The organism is Xanthobacter albus, assembly GCF_043194895.2.
GTDB lineage: Bacteria > Pseudomonadota > Alphaproteobacteria > Rhizobiales > Xanthobacteraceae > Xanthobacter.
On sequence record NZ_CM195532.1, the window covers coordinates 2,253,305 to 2,268,581 of the forward strand.

Annotated in this window: 9 protein-coding genes, 1 tRNA gene and 1 pseudogene; 8 read left to right on the forward strand and 3 right to left on the reverse strand. The window is 65.4% G+C overall.

Annotation, left to right across the window (positions count from 1 at the left end; genetic code table 11):
• Window positions 1–56: 56 nt before the first annotated feature.
• The gene (locus V5F75_RS10070; protein ID WP_509212168.1) at window positions 57–5,087 is read right to left on the reverse strand and encodes a cadherin-like domain-containing protein; all 5,031 of its coding nucleotides are present in this window, start codon (window positions 5,085–5,087) and stop codon (window positions 57–59) included.
• A 317-nt stretch (window positions 5,088–5,404) separates the two neighbouring features.
• Here V5F75_RS10070 and V5F75_RS10075 point away from each other — a divergent pair, with 317 nt between their 5' ends.
• The 4 genes and pseudogenes from V5F75_RS10075 to V5F75_RS10090 all read left to right on the forward strand — a co-directional run bounded on the left by V5F75_RS10075 (window position 5,405) and on the right by V5F75_RS10090 (window position 8,898).
• Window positions 5,405–6,469: a TIGR03032 family protein gene (locus V5F75_RS10075; RefSeq protein WP_394038123.1), complete on the forward strand. Its 1,065-nt coding sequence runs from the start codon at window positions 5,405–5,407 to the stop codon at window positions 6,467–6,469.
• Window positions 6,470–7,313: 844 nt separating this feature from the next.
• A pseudogene (locus V5F75_RS10080) lies at window positions 7,314–7,517 on the forward strand (transposase); the annotation flags it as partial.
• Window positions 7,496–8,083 carry an IS5 family transposase gene (locus V5F75_RS10085; RefSeq protein ID WP_509212174.1) on the forward strand — a complete coding sequence of 196 codons (588 nt, stop codon included), beginning with the start codon at window positions 7,496–7,498 and terminating at the stop codon, window positions 8,081–8,083. The pseudogene V5F75_RS10080 and the gene V5F75_RS10085, both read left to right, overlap by 22 nt.
• A 60-nt stretch (window positions 8,084–8,143) precedes the next feature.
• Window positions 8,144–8,898, forward strand: a protein-coding gene (locus V5F75_RS10090; protein ID WP_394036438.1) for an IS5 family transposase whose coding sequence is annotated in 2 segments (ribosomal slippage) — window positions 8,144–8,477 and window positions 8,477–8,898 — 756 coding nt in all. Because the reading frame shifts where the segments join, the coding sequence is not laid out codon by codon here.
• 22 nt (window positions 8,899–8,920) lie between these two features.
• On the opposite strand, the gene V5F75_RS10095 is transcribed toward V5F75_RS10090, so the two are convergent.
• Window positions 8,921–10,261: an IS701 family transposase gene (locus V5F75_RS10095; protein WP_394036440.1), complete on the reverse strand. Its 1,341-nt coding sequence runs from the start codon at window positions 10,259–10,261 to the stop codon at window positions 8,921–8,923.
• 588 nt (window positions 10,262–10,849) lie between these two features.
• On the opposite strand from V5F75_RS10095, the gene V5F75_RS10100 reads away from it, so the two are divergent.
• From V5F75_RS10100 to V5F75_RS10110, 3 genes are all read left to right on the forward strand, one after another.
• Window positions 10,850–10,926, forward strand: a tRNA-Asp gene (locus V5F75_RS10100).
• A 141-nt stretch (window positions 10,927–11,067) separates the two neighbouring features.
• A complete protein-coding gene (locus tag V5F75_RS10105) occupies window positions 11,068–11,850 on the forward strand; it encodes an SGNH/GDSL hydrolase family protein (RefSeq protein WP_394036442.1) in 783 nt (260 codons plus the stop codon).
• A gap of 314 nt (window positions 11,851–12,164) precedes the next feature.
• Window positions 12,165–12,428, forward strand: a complete 264-nt coding sequence (locus V5F75_RS10110) for a hypothetical protein (RefSeq protein WP_394036444.1) — start codon at window positions 12,165–12,167, stop codon at window positions 12,426–12,428.
• Window positions 12,429–12,710: 282 nt separating this feature from the next.
• Here V5F75_RS10110 and V5F75_RS10115 read toward each other — a convergent pair whose 3' ends face one another.
• Window positions 12,711–13,508 (reverse strand): TOBE domain-containing protein, encoded by a 798-nt coding sequence (locus V5F75_RS10115; RefSeq protein WP_394036446.1) that lies wholly within the window; start codon window positions 13,506–13,508, stop codon window positions 12,711–12,713.
• Window positions 13,509–14,109: 601 nt separating this feature from the next.
• Between V5F75_RS10115 and nifH the strand changes: the two genes are divergently transcribed.
• Complete coding sequence (nifH, locus tag V5F75_RS10120; protein WP_394036448.1) at window positions 14,110–14,988, forward strand: nitrogenase iron protein; 879 nt, start codon at window positions 14,110–14,112, stop codon at window positions 14,986–14,988.
• Window positions 14,989–15,277: the final 289 nt, after the last annotated feature.

A 15,277-nucleotide genomic window follows, 5' to 3' on the forward strand; every position in this document is an offset into this window, starting at 1 on the left:
AACTGTCCGCGGAATGGGGCCACCTCAATGACATGCTGGGACTCAACACTGGGTCGTTATACGAGTTCGCCGCTCAATGCGTTCTGCTGATTGAAGTCGAGCCTGACGACGAGGTCATTGAAGTCCTGGTCACCGCCGCCATAGAGGTCTTCCCACCCCCAGGTGTTGAGGCCGTAGTTCCAGATGTGGTTGACGTGCGTGCCGTTGCTGACCTCGTTGGCTTCGGCGAAGGCGTAGAAGTCGTGGTCGGGGGTTTCCAGGCGCATCACCACGAGGTCACCGGAATTGATCCCGATGAGTTCGGCCGTGCTGAGCTCGCCATAGCCGGCACCGCTGATCCACGTGCCCCCGGCCGTCGTCTGGTAGGCGCGGGCCTGGCTCGCCGCATCATAGCCGGCATCGCCGGGATGCAGGCCGTCGATGGTGCCGGAATAGTCGTCTACCCGGTAGAACTCGACCTGCACATGCAGCACGCCGTTCTGGCGCATGGTCACGGTGGCGTGTTGGTCATCGGCGCCACCGGCGGTCTGAGCCACCATGACGGTGCGGGCCACCTCCACGGAGGATTGGCCGTCGGCGGAGACGAAATCGACGAAGCCGTAGAGGTTCGAAAGGGCGGCCTGGGGGGTGCCGGCCGTCTGGCCGTTGATGTCCACGGAGAGCTGCGAACCCGCCGCCACGGTTGACTGATAGGAATAGGCTTGGGCGTGGCCGTCGGACTGGGTGACGAAGTCGGCCGACACATCGGCGCTCAGCATCTGCTGGGCGAACGCCCTGGACCAGGCGCTCATGGTCGGTTGCAGGCTGAGGGCGCTGGTGCCGTCGGCGCCCAAGTCGAGCTCCAGATCGCTGCTGTCGGCGAGCGCCGCCTGGAAAACGAGGCTCTGGTCGATGGAGCTTGTCCAGCTGCCGCTGGCATCGGCGGTGAGCACCTCATGCCCGGTGCCCGAGGTCTGTGCGCCGACGATGGCAAGCAAAGCCTGCATGAGCAAATCGGGATTGGCGTTTGCGGTGTCGAGGTCGAGGGCGTAGCCGGGGCCGGCGTGGTAGCCCTGGGTGGTTTCGGCCGTGCCGAACGCGCCGGGCGCCACAACTGAGGCGATGGCGAGGAGGTCGCCGAGATCGGCCACGCGGGGCAGGCCATGGGCGTCAAGGGCGGCATCGATCTGGGGCGCCAGGGTTGCCAGCGCCGCCGAGGAGGTGACGGTGGCCTCGGCCCCGAAGCCGTTTGTGTCCACCGCCGTATAGGAGAAGCTGACCGACCCGGAGAAAGCGGGATCGGCGGTGAAGACGAGGGTGTTGTGCTCGTTGAGCAATACCTGGCCGCCGCGCACGTCGACGCTCCGGCCGGCGGCGATATTGTGGCCGTTGACTTGGGTGATGGTGAGAGCGGCGCCGCCGGGATGGCTGTCATTGGCCACCACGTCGATGGCGACGGAGCTGCCGCTGGAACCAAGGGTGAAGTGGTCGGCTGTGGCGAGAGGGAGCTCGTCCGCCCGGACCACCGCGCCGGTGACAGTGCCGGTGCCGGTGGCGCCGGTGGAATCCGTAAAGCCGTAAGTGAAGGCGGTGGAGCCGTGGAAATCGGTGCCGGGGGTGAAGACGAGCTGGCCGGCGACGGAGAGCAGGACCGTGCCGCCGGCCACCGCCATCATCTGACCGACGGCGAGGGCGGTGTCGTTGACCTGGGTGATGCGCCGGGTGGTTGGATCGCCGCCTTCGTCATTGGCGAGGACGTCGAGCGCGACTCCACTGGCGTTCTGGAGCAGGGTGAAGGTGTCGGACACGCCGGTGGGTGGTATGACGGTGGAGGCGAAAGTGACGCCGCGGGTCTGGCCTGCGAGGGTGCCGCCATGACCATCGGTGACGGCATAAGAGAGCGCCACCGCGCCGGAGAAGCCTGCGGCGGGCGTCAGGGTCCAGGTGCCGTCGCCATTGTCGACCAGGGTCCCGGCGGAGGCGGAGAGGCCGGAGACGGAGAGCGTATCGCCTTCGGCATCCGAGAACCCCGCAAGCAGGTCGGACGCATGGATGACGTAGGGCGTGTCCTCGGTGCCTGCAGCCAGGGTCGCAGTGGGGGCGCCGGCGGGAGCGTCGTTCACGGCGGCAAGCGTGATGCCTCGGGTCTGGCCCGAGAGCGTCCCGCCATGGCCATCTGTGACGGCGTAGGTCAGGGTCACCGCGCCAGTGAAGTTGGCCGCGGGGGTTAGGGTCCAGGTGCCGTCGCCATTGTCGACCAGCGTCCCGGCTGAGGCGGAGAGGCCGGAGACCGAGAGGGTGTCGCTATCGGCATCCGAGAACCCCGCAAGCAGGTCGGACGCATGGATGACGTAGGGCGTGTCCTCGGTGCCTGCGGCCAGGGTCGCGGTCGGTGTGCCGGCGGGAGCGTCGTTCACGGCGGCAAGCGTGATGCCTCGGGTCTGGCCCGAGAGCGTCCCGCCATGGCCATCTGTGACGGCATAGGTCAGGGTGACCGCGCCATTGAAGTTGGCCGCCGGGGTCAGGATCCAGGTGCCGTCGCCATTGTCGACCAGCGTCCCGGCGGAGGCGGAGAGGCCGGAGACCGAGAGGGTGTCGCTATCGGCATCCGAGAACCCCACAAGCAGGTCGGACGCATGGATGATGTAGGGCGTGTCCTCGGCGCCTGCGGCCAGGGTCGCGGTGGGGGCGCCGGTGGGGGCGTCGTTCACGGCGGCAAGCGTGATGCCTCGGGTCTGGTCCGAGAGCGTCCCGCCATGGCCATCTGTGACGGCATAGGTCAGGGTGACCGCGCCGTTGAAGTTGGCCGCCGGGGTCAGGGTCCAGGTGCCGTCGCCATTGTCGACCAGCGTCCCGGCTGAGGCGGAGAGGCCGGAGACCGAGAGGGTGTCGCTATCGGCATCCGAGAACCCCACAAGCAGGTCGGACGCATGGATGATGTAGGGCGTGTCCTCGGCGCCTGCGGCCAGGGTCGCGGTGGGGGCGCCGGTGGGGGCGTCGTTCACGGCGGCAAGCGTGATGCCTCGGGTCTGGTCCGAGAGCGTCCCGCCATGGCCATCTGTGACGGCATAGGTCAAGGTGACCGCGCCGTTGAAGTTGGCCGCCGGGGTCAGGGTCCAGGTGCCGTCGCCATTGTCGACCAGCGTCCCGGCTGAGGCGGAGAGGCCGGAGACCGAGAGGGTGTCGCTATCGGCATCCGAGAACCCCGCAAGCAGGTCGGACGCATGGATGACGTAGGGCGTGTCCTCGGCGCCTGCGGCCAGGGTCGCGGTGGGGGCGCCGGTGGGGGCGTGGTTGACCGCGGCGAAGGTCAGCGATTGGGTCTGGCCGGACAGGGAACCGCCGTGACCATCGGTGACGGCGTAGGTCAGCGTGACCGCGCCGGAGAAGCCTGCGGCGGGCGTCAGGGTCCAGGTGCCGTCGCCATTGTCGACCAGGGTCCCGGCGGAGGTGGAGAGGCTGGAGACGGAGAGTGTATCGCCTTCGGTATCCGAGAAACCCACAAGCAGGTCGGAGGCGTGGATGACGTAGGCAGAACCTGCGCTGCCGGCAGCGAGCGTCGCGGTCGGTGTGCCGGTGGGGGCGTCGTTCACGGCGGCAAGCGTGATGCCTCGGGTCTGGCCCGAGAGCGTCCCGCCATGACCATCGGTGACGGCATAGGTCAGGGTGACCGCGCCATTGAAGTTGGCAGCCGGGGTGAGGGTCCAGGTGCCGTCGCCATTATCGACGAGTGTGCCCGAGGAGGTGGAGAGGCCGGAGACGGATAGCGTGTCGCCATCTGCATCGGAGAACCCGGCAAGCAGATCCGAGGCATGGATGACGTAGGGCGTGTCCTCGGTGCCTGCGGCCAGGGTGGCCGTCGGCGCGCCAGTGGGGGTGTCATTCTCCGCCGTGACGTTGACCACGATTTCGGCGGACGAACGGAGGAAGGTGGAGAGCTGCCCCGACTGGTTGGCCACGACGATGTCGAGATCGCCGTCGCCGTCGAGATCGCCGAGCGCGAGCGTTCCGAAGGATCCGACGTCAAAGGAGCCGATCTGCACGGGCGCGCCGAAGCTTGCAGCCGTCGCGGAGCCCTCATTCATGATGGCGAAGATTTGGCCCGCCTGGCTGCTCGCAACGATGTCGAGATCGCCGTCGCCGTCGAGATCGCCGAGGGCGGTAGACAGGAATAGGCCGATATTCGGGGTGCCGATTTGCACGGCGGTGCCGAAGCTCGCGGCTGTCGCCGAGCCGACATTCATCACCGCGAAGAGCTGACCTGTTTTGTTTGTGACGACCAGGTCGAGGTCGCCGTCACCGTCGAGATCGCCGAGGACCGGCTTCGCATACCCGCCGAGGCCGCTGATACCGAGCGATACGGCCGTGGCGAAACTCGGGGCCGTCGCCGTGCCGGTATTGGTGACCGTGTAAAGAACGCCTGCCAGATCCCCCACGGCGATGTCGAGGTCACCGTCGCCATCGAGATCGCCGAGGGTGGCTGATGCGAACGACCCGACGTCGATGGTGCCGATTTGCGTGGATGTGCCGAAGCTTGGTGCGGACGCTGTGCCGGTATTGGTGAGGGTGCGAAGGGTGCCGTTCGAAAGCGCTGCGATGAGGTCGATATCACCGTCATGGTCGATGTCGCCGAGCGCAATGCCCGGATAGGTCCCGCCCAAGCTGGCGCTATTTAAGGGATTGGACGTGCCCGTCAGTTGGGATACCACCTGGACGCTCAGTGTGTGGCTCGCCGTGGGCGTGTCCGACGTATTGGCGTAAGTCAGGTTCTCGACGAGCGCCTCGGCCGCGGTCGCCGTGGCCGAGGCGTTGAAGGTCACCTTGAATGTGGTGCCGCTGCCGCCAGTCGCCGTCCCGATCTGTACGCCTCCGTACGACACCGCGCCTGTTGAGCTGTCGAACTGGATCAAACCCGCGCCGGCACCCTGGTCGCGGATGGAGATGCGGTCCTCCGCCAGGGCGCCGAAGACCGTGAGCGCGCCGCCGTTTAAGCTGCCGTTCGGGTCGCTGAAGGTGACGGCTGAATCCAAAAGCTGTGGCGTGGCATTGACCGTGTTCTCGAGGAACGTCACCGTCGAATCGAGATCGCTCAATGTCTGCGCTGCCATTTCAATTTCCTGCCAAAGAACGACGCGAAACCCAAGCGTGCAAATGCCTCGGTCACACGCTTGTGGCGGCCGATGCGGCATTGCGACTTAGCGAGCTCTACGATAGCGGTATAATAATCTCAAGAACATTTCCCCGGCAGGCCCGACCCCGCCGGCCAGCTCTCGTCTGGCGATCAAGCGAGAGGCTTTCAGGAGGGGATTCGCGGCTTTTCCACCGACTGTGTCGAGCGCCGTCATGCCCGTCTTGGCGCCCCTCTTGCTCGATCCCTTCCGGACATGCGATGGCGTCGCGCGGAGCGCGAGAAGAGGATTGGCGCATGCCCGAGGATCAGCCGCTACCGCCCGACGGCGGAAGTCCAATTCTGATGTACTCGCCGAACTTCATCGAATGGTTGGCTCGCGTGGGCGGCAGTCTCGCACTCACCACCTATCAGGCAGGCCGGCTGATCTTCATCGGCCGCAAGGCCGAGGGGACGATCCGCGCGCACGAGCGCTATCTCGAGCACTGCCAGGGGCTATGGACAGACGGTATTGAGGTGTGGATCAGCGCGAGATCGATGCTCTGGCGCTTCGTCAATGCGTTACGTCCCGGCGAAACGACGGTAGCGGGTGCCGTTCGGAAATTCGTGCCGCGCGAGGGCCGGGTGACGGGGCGGCTCGACATCCACGATATCGGCGTCGATGAGGCCCGGCGGCCGATCTTCGTCAATACCGCCTATTCCTGCCTCGCAACGATCAGCGAGAGTGCCGCGTTCCAGCCGCTCTGGCGGCCACGCTTCATCTCGGCGCTGCTGCCAGAAGATCGCTGCCATCTCAACGGACTAGCCATGCAGGCCGGTGGCCGGCCGGCTTTCGTGACGGCGGTTGCGAAGTCGGACGTCGCCGATGGCTGGCGGGACCACCGCCGCGCCGGTGGCATCGTCATCGACGTTGCTTCGGGCGAAATCGCCGCGACGGGGCTGTCCATGCCGCATTCGCCTCGTCTTTACGGCGGCAAGCTCTGGCTGCTCAATTCCGGCACAGGCGAGTTCGGCTTCCTTGATCCGGCAAATGGCCGGTTCGAGCCCGCCGTCTTCTGTCCGGGCTATGCCCGCGGCCTCGCATTCATCGATGGCCATGCGCTGATCGGCCTATCAAGGCCGAGGCATGGCTCGACCTTCGAAGGTCTTTTGCTTGATGAGCGGCTGAAAGAAAAAGGTGCGGAGAGCCGCTGCGGCGTGATCGCGGTGGATCTCGCCTCCGGCTCGATCGTCGCCTGGCTGCGTTTTCGTCACACGATCGAGGAACTCTACGACGTGGCCGCCTTGCCGGGTATCACGCAAGCCGAGGCGGTTGGCTTCAAGGGAGAGGATATCGAGCGCGAGATCCAGGCCGAGCGATAATTGCGAGAGCACGGGTCGTCTCTTTCGGCGCTTGGCGCGGGGCTCGGATTCGCGGCGTTGTGCGGGGGCACATCAAAGGTCGGCCGCCAAACGCCGAATAGGTGCCCGGAACCTGCCGCCGCTTGCCGGCACAATCGACGGCACCCGTGCCGCCCACTTCGATCGCCGCGCCGCCGCCGGTCACGATCATCGCAGCGCCGTCCGCGGTTACTCCCGTCAAGCGCCATGATGCCTTTGGTGTCCTCGCATCAATGCGACACAGGATTTTCCTGGCATCCATCCTGTCGGCGACGATCCATGAAATCGCATAGCCGGCCGAAGCAGACGTGATGGTCACCCAACACTGGACGTCCTGCCCGCAATCTCCACCCCACTCGCCGGTCCATCGGTCCCGGGCTTCAACGGCCGTTGCGCCTAGAAAGAGGATCGCGACTGCCGTAACCGCCCGCATCATCCAGTCCCCCTTATAGTTCCGGATGTAGACCGCCGCGGCACGTCGTAAAGTGCAAATTGTTGACAGGGACCTCCAGTTTTTTACACGTTATTGTAGTATTCAGCCCGAGCGTCTCGCTCGGCGAGGTCAGTTTTTATTTGAGTGTCAAGCACTTGTGTTCGTGGCGTAGTGTCCGCCCGTCACTGCCCACCATAATTTCAGTGGCTTACGTATTTCTGTCCCATCAACGGGGACAGCCGCGGCGACAGCTTCGAGCCCGGCCGCGTTCGTCCGCTGTCTCCTAGGCGGTGTGGACGGATTTGGCGGGGTCGAAGCGGGGGGATTCCCTTCCGGCTGTTTCGGTGATTCATAGAGGGTCGGCTTTTGGCGAGGTCGACCATGCTGACGCGGATGACGGACGAGGATTGGGCGGTGGCGCTGGATGTGTTCCACGCCTGCCGCTCGCGGCGGGGCGACAAGGGGCGAGACGACCGCAAGTTCCTCGAAGCCATGCACTATTTCACCGTGCACAACATCTCCTGGCGGGCGCTGCCGGCGGAGTTCGGGTCCTGGAACAGCGTCTGGAAACGGTTCTGGCGGCTGCGCCAGGCCGGCGTGTTCGAGCTGTTCTTCGAAACGCTGGCTTCGCTCAGCCGCACCGCGCATCTGGTTCAGATGTTCGATTCCACCGTGGTGCGTGCCCACGTCTCCGCCGCCGGGGCAAAAGGGGGCAGCAAGGCCACGCCCTCGGGCGCTCACGCGGCGGCTTCTCCACTAAGATCCACCTCAAGAGTGACTTCGAGGGCCACCCGATCGCCTTCCACCTGACCGGCGGCGAGGCCGGCGACAGCCCGCTGTTCAAGCTGCTGCTGGATCTTGGTCCCGATGTGAAGCCCCGCGCGGCGCTCGCCGACAAGGGCTATGACGCCAAGGCCAACCGGGCGCTGGCCCGAGCGCGCGGCATCGCGCCCGCCATCCCGTTCAAATCCAACGCGAAGGATCGTCCCGCCTTCTTCCCGAAGGCGCTCTACAAGGGCCGGGCCCGCATCGAGCAGTGCTTCGGAAAGCTCAAGCGTTTCAAGCGCGTCGCCCTGCGCTGCGAGAAGACAGAGCGCGGCTTCGCCGCAATCGTCGCGCTCGCCTTCTCATTCATCCTCATCAAATCCGTCCACACCGCCTAGGCTCAGGACCTGTTAATTTCGATTGAGTTGTGATTCAACGCCTCCGCTGAGGAGGCTGGCATGGGTGATTTTTTTCTGTTGAGCGCGCGGCAGATGGCGCGGATCTCGCCATTCTTTCCTTTGTCCCACGGGGTGCCTCGGGTCGATGACCGTCGGGTGGTCAGTGGCATCGTGTACGTGATCAAGCACGCCCTGCAGTGGAAGGATGCGCCCACGGGCTATGGCCCCCACAAGACGCTCTACAACCGCTTCATCCGCTGGAGCCGGCTCGGCGTCTTTGACAGGATCTTCGCCGCCCTGACGGGTGAAGGTCCCAAACCGGAACGCATCATGATCGATGCCACCCACCTCAAGGCTCACCGCACGGCGGCGAGCCTCATAAAAAAAGGGCTGTTCCCCGCCATATCGGGCGCACCATGGGCGGGCTGAACTCCAAGCTGCACACGGTCTGCGACGAGAGGGGCCGGCCCGTCGTGATGCTTTTGACCGAGGGCCAGATGAGCGACCACAAGGGGGCGCGCATCCTGCTCGAAGTCCTGCCGCCGGCCAAGGTCCTCATTGCCGACAAAGGCTATGACAGCAGCTGGTTCCGCAAAGCCCTCGCAGCCAGGGGCATCGCGACCTGCATTCCCTCGTCGAAAAGCCGTAGGCGACCTTACCCTTATGATCGGGCCCTTTATCGCCAACGTCATAAGGTGGAGAACCTGTTCGCCAAACTGAAAGACTGGCGGCGCATCGCCACCCGCTACGACCGATGCGCCCACACCTTCTTCTCCGCCATCTGCATCGCCGCAACCGTCGCTTTCTGGCTCTGATCAATGAGTCCTGAGCCTAGCACTACTTTGGCAGAATCAGATTGGTGGCCTCCAGATAGGCCTTCGGCAGTGGGGGCAAGTTGGCGGTGTTGATGCTGAGGAGAGTGCCTTGAGGACGGCCCGGCGGACCTGAGGCAGGGTTGGTCTGGGCGGTCCCTGCCGCAGGCTTTTTTTCTCCTGCGGCCTGGCCCAGGCGCCGATGCTGGAGGAAAGCGTAGGCGATCATGATCATCAGGGCGTGGCGGTGGAGGCCGCGCCAGGAGCGGCCCTCGAAATGGTCGAGGCCCAGTTCCTCCTTCATCTGCTGGTGGGCCTGCTCACATACCCAGCGCGCCTTGATGGCGGCGGCGAGCTTTTTCAGGGAGGCTCCGGCCGGCAGATTGGAAAGATAGCATTTGCGCTCGCCCGAGCTGCGCCATTCGCCCACCAGCCAGGCTTCTTCTCCCGGCATGTGCTGCTGGCCTTTGTCGTGGATGGGCTGGGGTGGTCCATCGGCGATCCGGATGCGGCAGGCAGCAAAGCGCGCGCTCAATGGACCCTTGGTGCTGCGCCGCCAGGAGACCTTGCGCCATCGGGCCTCGGCCAGAACCGTCTCGGCGGACACGGAGAGCTGATCGGGGATCTGGTTCTTGCGGGGCCGACCGCGCCCGGCAACGGGGAAGATGAGCGCGACATCGGCGCCATAGACTTTCTGGTGCTTGGGGATGCCCACGGCCCAGGTGAGACCGCGCGTGCTCAGGCCTTGGCGGAAGGAGGCGGACAGGCCGTAGCCGGCATCGGCCAGGACCAGTCCGAAACGCACACCTTGTGCCCTGGCGCGATCGATCTCCTGAAGGGCAATCTCGGGCTTGGAGCGCGGCGCCTGGAACGGCTCTGGTACACCGGCGGTGACCATGCGTTCGACATCGTCGGTCCAGCTCTGAGGCAGGAACAGCCGCAGGCCCAGAGCGACAGGGACCTCGTTACGTGCGAGCGTCACGGAGACCAAAGTCTGGCAGTTGGCGCGCTTTCCCAGCATGGAGGCGTATTGCGGCGCCACGCCTACCGAATGGCTGCCCTTCTTGGGCAGGCTGGTGTCGTCGATGACGAGGATGGCATCGGGTCTACCCACCAGGCGGTCGGCGGCGCGAGCGAGTTCCGCTTCAAGGGGGGCCTCGTCCCATAGACCATCCGAGATGAAGTGGTGGAAGCGGTCATACCGTGTCGGCTCGAGCCGCTCGGCCATGGGCTGCATGCTCTTGCGCTCGCCCGGACCAATCAGCCCCGCCACGTAGAGCGGACACATCTGCCGCCGCTTCTTGTGCCCCAACAGGGCCACGAACGGCTTTAGGAACTCCCCCAGCGCCTCATCCCAGCTCGCCATGGCCTGCGCTCCAATCCGGGCGCAAACCTCACCACCCTAACGTTATCAATCCGTTAATCTGCCAAAGTAGTGCTAGTCCGTGGCTTGCCCGTAGCCGCTGCGGCAGCAGATTGAGAACCCGGGTGGTGGTGGCCGTATGTGGCTTCCAACCGCTGCGCCGTCATCCCGAGAAAGCGCGCGCCCTCTCATCGCTCTGCGCCGTGCTGCGTCATCCACGTGGCGCAGGCCTGCCCGCGCGTCGGCCGCGTATCCAGGTCGCGGGCCCATGCATATCGGGGTGGGCTCGGCGCCGGCGCGGCGCGGGGCCGAATGTGCATTCCTTTCCGCGCGAATGCCCGGTGCGCCGAATCTTTTGCCGTAAATCCGATAGCGCTCGAGAAACGCGCTGGGGTGTTGTGGCCGTCGACCGGGCCTGGCGGCGCTTGGTATGTGTTTTTTGGAAATCACGTGCTGGTACCGCTCCGCGCGCGATGCCGGCAAAGTTCTCCACACCCTTGTCGCAAAAACGCGGAACCTCGCTTGACGGCGCGGCGGGTCCTGCCCTATCAGAAGCTCCTCCACGGCGCTACGGATTGCGCGGCGCCGGTTGGGGGTGTAGCTCAGTTGGTTAGAGCGCCGGCCTGTCACGCCGGAGGTCGCGGGTTCGAGCCCCGTCACTCCCGCCACTTTTGTGGGCTTTCTTCGGATCGGGGCAGATCCCTCAAGTGCCCACATCTCAAATATTCCCTTCAAACTCAGATCGCAGTGAATCTGATCGGTGTCACCCTGCGTCGCAAGCGCGCAGAGGGCGCCACTTAGGTGGAGTGTTGCAGGTCTTCGCGCGGGGTTTCGTCCTGTTCGGCGTGGTTCTGCTCGCTGCGCCGGTGCTGGCATGCCCTGCGGGCGTGCGTCCGACCCCGGCGCTGGTGCTGGGCAGCCAGGCGGCGGAGCGGTTGCGGGCAGGAGTGCCTCTGCGCATCCTCGCGATCGGCTCGTCGAGCACCGCCGGCGTCGGTGCATCGCGTCCGGAGACGACTTATCCCGCCCAGCTCGCTCACCTTCTGGTGGGGGCGCTGGGGGAGGGGCGGGTGGAGATCATCAACGCCGGCGTCTCCGGCGAGAGCGCGCCGGCCACCGTGAAGCGGCTGGAGGCATTCCTGGCCCATGGCGAGAAGCCTGATCTGGTGCTTTGGCAGGTGGGCACGAACGACGTGATCTTCGGCGGCACGCCGGAGAAGCTTGGGGCCCTTGTGCGGCGCGGGCTGGAGGCGGCCGCGACAGCGGGCGTCCCGATCGTGGTGATCGACCAGCAGTATTTCCCTCTGATCCTGGACGTGGGCCGCTACGAGCATTTCGTGAGCGCGGTGGACGAGGCGGCGGCCGAGCACGGCACGCCGCTGCTGCGCCGCTACGGCATGATGAAGCAATGGGCGGCGGACGACCCCGCCGGCTTCAAGGGCCTGTTCTCCTGGGATCGTTTTCACATGAACGACAAGGGCTATGCGTGCCTCGCCGAGGAGCTGGGCGGGGCCATCGTCGATGCCGTTGGCGCCGCCGGCAAGCCGGCGCTGCCGGGCGGCGGCCCGCGCGTGCCCGCGCTTTCGCGGTAGCGCAGCGGTGCGAGGGGCGCGGCGTCCCGGGGCCATCGAAGGCGTGCCGAGGGAAGCCTGAACCGGCGCATGGCGATGTCGCTCGGGCTGCGGGTGGATATGCGCGCGGCGGAGCGAGCCTGGCGCCTCTTTCGCGAAAATTGATCTCGTTCAAGGCGAGGGTGGTCTCGCCGCCGCATCCTTCATGATCGACTTATTTCTGGTGCGCGGAAATCCGTGTGGAGGTGGGGCGATTTCTCGCTTGACGCGTTATATAAGTAAAATATATTACGATTCATATAGCGTATAAAAAGTTACAATCCTTCCGGAGTTAAATGATGACCGCTCTCGCGACGATCACGGAGCCGACAGTCGCCATTGGTGACAAGGCTGATGAAGTGATGATCCATGTGCGCTTCCTTCCGAGCGCGGAAATTTTCACGATCGATGCGAAGCCGGAGAGCTTGTCGCCGCGTGAGTGGTACAACAAGCTTTATATGGGCTATACGCAATACTATCAGGCGCGCGCCAACGGCCGCGGCTTCTTCCGGCTTCCCCGTCCCGTGTTCGACACGCTGATGGGCGACCTCGCGGCCTGACCTCCGCGTTGGCGCAGGGCCTCGGCGTTCCGTCACGGGCGAGGCTTCTTCGGTTTGCGGGCGGGGTGGAAACCGGGTCGGCCCACCGGGCCGGGCATCGTGCCGATCATGCCGTGCTGTCCGAGGACCCGGGGCGATCCTTGCTCTCCGGCTCCGGGAATTCGCAAGCGCGGCGTGGGGTGCGGGCCTGTTTCGAACCGGCCTCGGATGTGCGGCGGGCGGCGGTAGCGTCGTCCGCCGCACACGTTTCCGGGCACCGCGCGGAGGCCGCGCGCAGGCCTTTCAGTCCACCGCCAGGATGACCTGCGAGGTATTGAAGAAGGCGCACACCTGCGCACCGGCCGAGAGTTCCAGTTCGTCGGCCCCGGAGCGGGTGATAATGGACGTCAGCGTCTTGCCGCTGCCGAGGTCCACCACGATCTCGGTGTTCACGCCGCCGTCGATGCGCTCGAGCACCGTGCCGCAGATGAGGTTGGTGGTGGAAAGGCGGGGCTTCGGCTCCGGCCGCGCGAGCATCACGAACGAGGCCTTCACCAGCGCCATCACCTCGCGCCCCACGGTGATGCCCAGGTCGTCCGCGCTGTCATTGGTGATGACGGCGACGATGGAATGCGCGTCCGATACCTTCAGCACCACTTCCACGTTCACCGGTGCGCGGCGCACGTCGGTGACGGTGCAGTGAAACACGTTTCGGGCGCTGGTCTTCATGGCCACGCTCCAGAACAGCAGATCGGTGGGGCCGTCCAGCCCCTCCTCGGCGATGAGGGTGGAGATGCGGGCGAGCTTTTCCTCCAGCCGGCGGAAGGCGGCGATGAGGCGATGGCCTTCCTCGGTCAGGGTGGCGCCGCCGCCGCGCTTGCCGCCTGCCTTGGCGATGAGCACGGGGCGCGGCATCAGGTTGTTGATGGCCGCGACCGCGTCCCAGGCGGTCTTGTAGCTGAAGCCGAGGGCTTTCGCCGCCTCGGTGATGCTGCCGTGCCGGGCCACCGCCTCCAGGATGGCGATACGGTCCCGCCCGACCAGGAAGCGCCCCTCCGAGCGGAGCGCGAGCATGGCATCGATCTTGGTGGCAGAACCCATCCTCATTTCCGCGGCGCGGCCGGCTCCCTGGCTTCCGCTTGAGCCTAGCATATCGCGCGCGGGGGCGGCATGGGCGCATGGCGCGCGTGGCGTGATATAGTCGTATTACATATTTGCGGGGACTGGACGTATAGGAAGGCTCTGCGTCCCGTAATTCTCTGCTGTGTGCTTTATGACAGCGGTGTGTGGTTTCGGACATGGCTGGGTGCGTAGAGGAAAATCATCGCCAGCGATGTGGTGCCTTGCCGACATGGGGCCGAGCTGCTCCGCGAGGGCGGGATCTGGCTTGGAAATCTCCACGATCTCAATGGGAAGAGGGGCGCCGGACGATCTGTGGGGACGCTGCGGCTCATTCTGATCGTCATATAAAAAGAGATCATAGCGTCTGGCTATGACGCATCGTCGTGCCGTCCCGTTGGCATAACCATTTGGTTTGTATGCACAATGTCATTGAGCGGCCTCGTTCCTCATGCCGAGGGACAAGAAGAGGTGCGGCCTGGCATTGCTCTTGCTCAAGAACATCACAGCATTTCGTCGTGTGATGCCCTGTTCTGGCCAGCGTGGCCGGCTGCGGCGGGTGCTCTTGAAGCAGGAGACGAGAATGGCCCTGAGGCAGATCGCTTTCTACGGGAAGGGCGGCATCGGCAAGTCCACCACCTCCCAGAACACCCTCGGCGCCCTGGCGCAGATGGGCCAGAGGATCCTCATTGTCGGCTGCGACCCCAAGGCCGACTCCACCCGCCTGATCCTGCACGCCAAGGCGCAGGACACCATCCTCTCGCTGGCCGCCAACGCCGGCTCGGTGGAGGACCTGGAACTCGAGGACGTGATGAAGGTGGGCTTCATGGACATCCGCTGCGTGGAGTCCGGCGGTCCGGAGCCGGGTGTGGGCTGCGCTGGCCGCGGCGTCATCACCTCCATCAACTTCCTTGAGGAGAACGGCGCCTATGAGGACATCGACTACGTCTCCTACGACGTGCTGGGCGACGTGGTGTGCGGCGGCTTCGCCATGCCCATTCGTGAGAACAAGGCGCAGGAGATCTACATCGTCATGTCCGGTGAGATGATGGCCATGTACGCGGCCAACAACATCTCCAAGGGCATCCTGAAGTACGCCAATTCCGGCGGCGTGCGCCTGGGCGGCCTGGTGTGCAACGAGCGCCAGACCGACAAGGAATACGAGCTGGCGGACTCTCTCGCCAAGAAGCTCGGCACCCAGCTGATCTACTTCGTGCCGCGCGCCAACATCGTGCAGCATGCCGAGCTGCGCCGCATGACCGTCATCGAGTATGCGCCCGAAAGCGAGCAGGCCCAGCACTACCGCAACCTCGCCGCAAAGGTGCATGAGAACAAGGGCAACGGCATCATCCCGACCCCGATCACCATGGACGAGCTCGAAGACCTGCTCATGGAGCACGGCATCCTGAACGCCGTGGACGAGAGCCAGGTCGGCAAGACCGCCGCCGAGCTCAGCGCCTGATCGCGCGGTAAGCCCCGTGGGGTGGCCGGCCGGGTCGCAGCGGCCGGCCACTTCCGTTTTTGCGTGGGCCGGCGCCCGATTTACATCGCGTTTCTCTTCCGCGCGGCGATGGCAGGGCAGGAGGCGGGCTGCGGGCTCGTCCCTGACACCGCGCGGGCCTTGAAGGCGGCGGCTGGTGTCGCGCCATCGCCTCTCGCCCGTAAGCCGCGCGCTGGTCCTCCGATCCGTGGCCGTGCCGTCCTGCGCGCAGAGCGATGCCGCCGACTGAAGCGGCACCACCTTTGCTTGC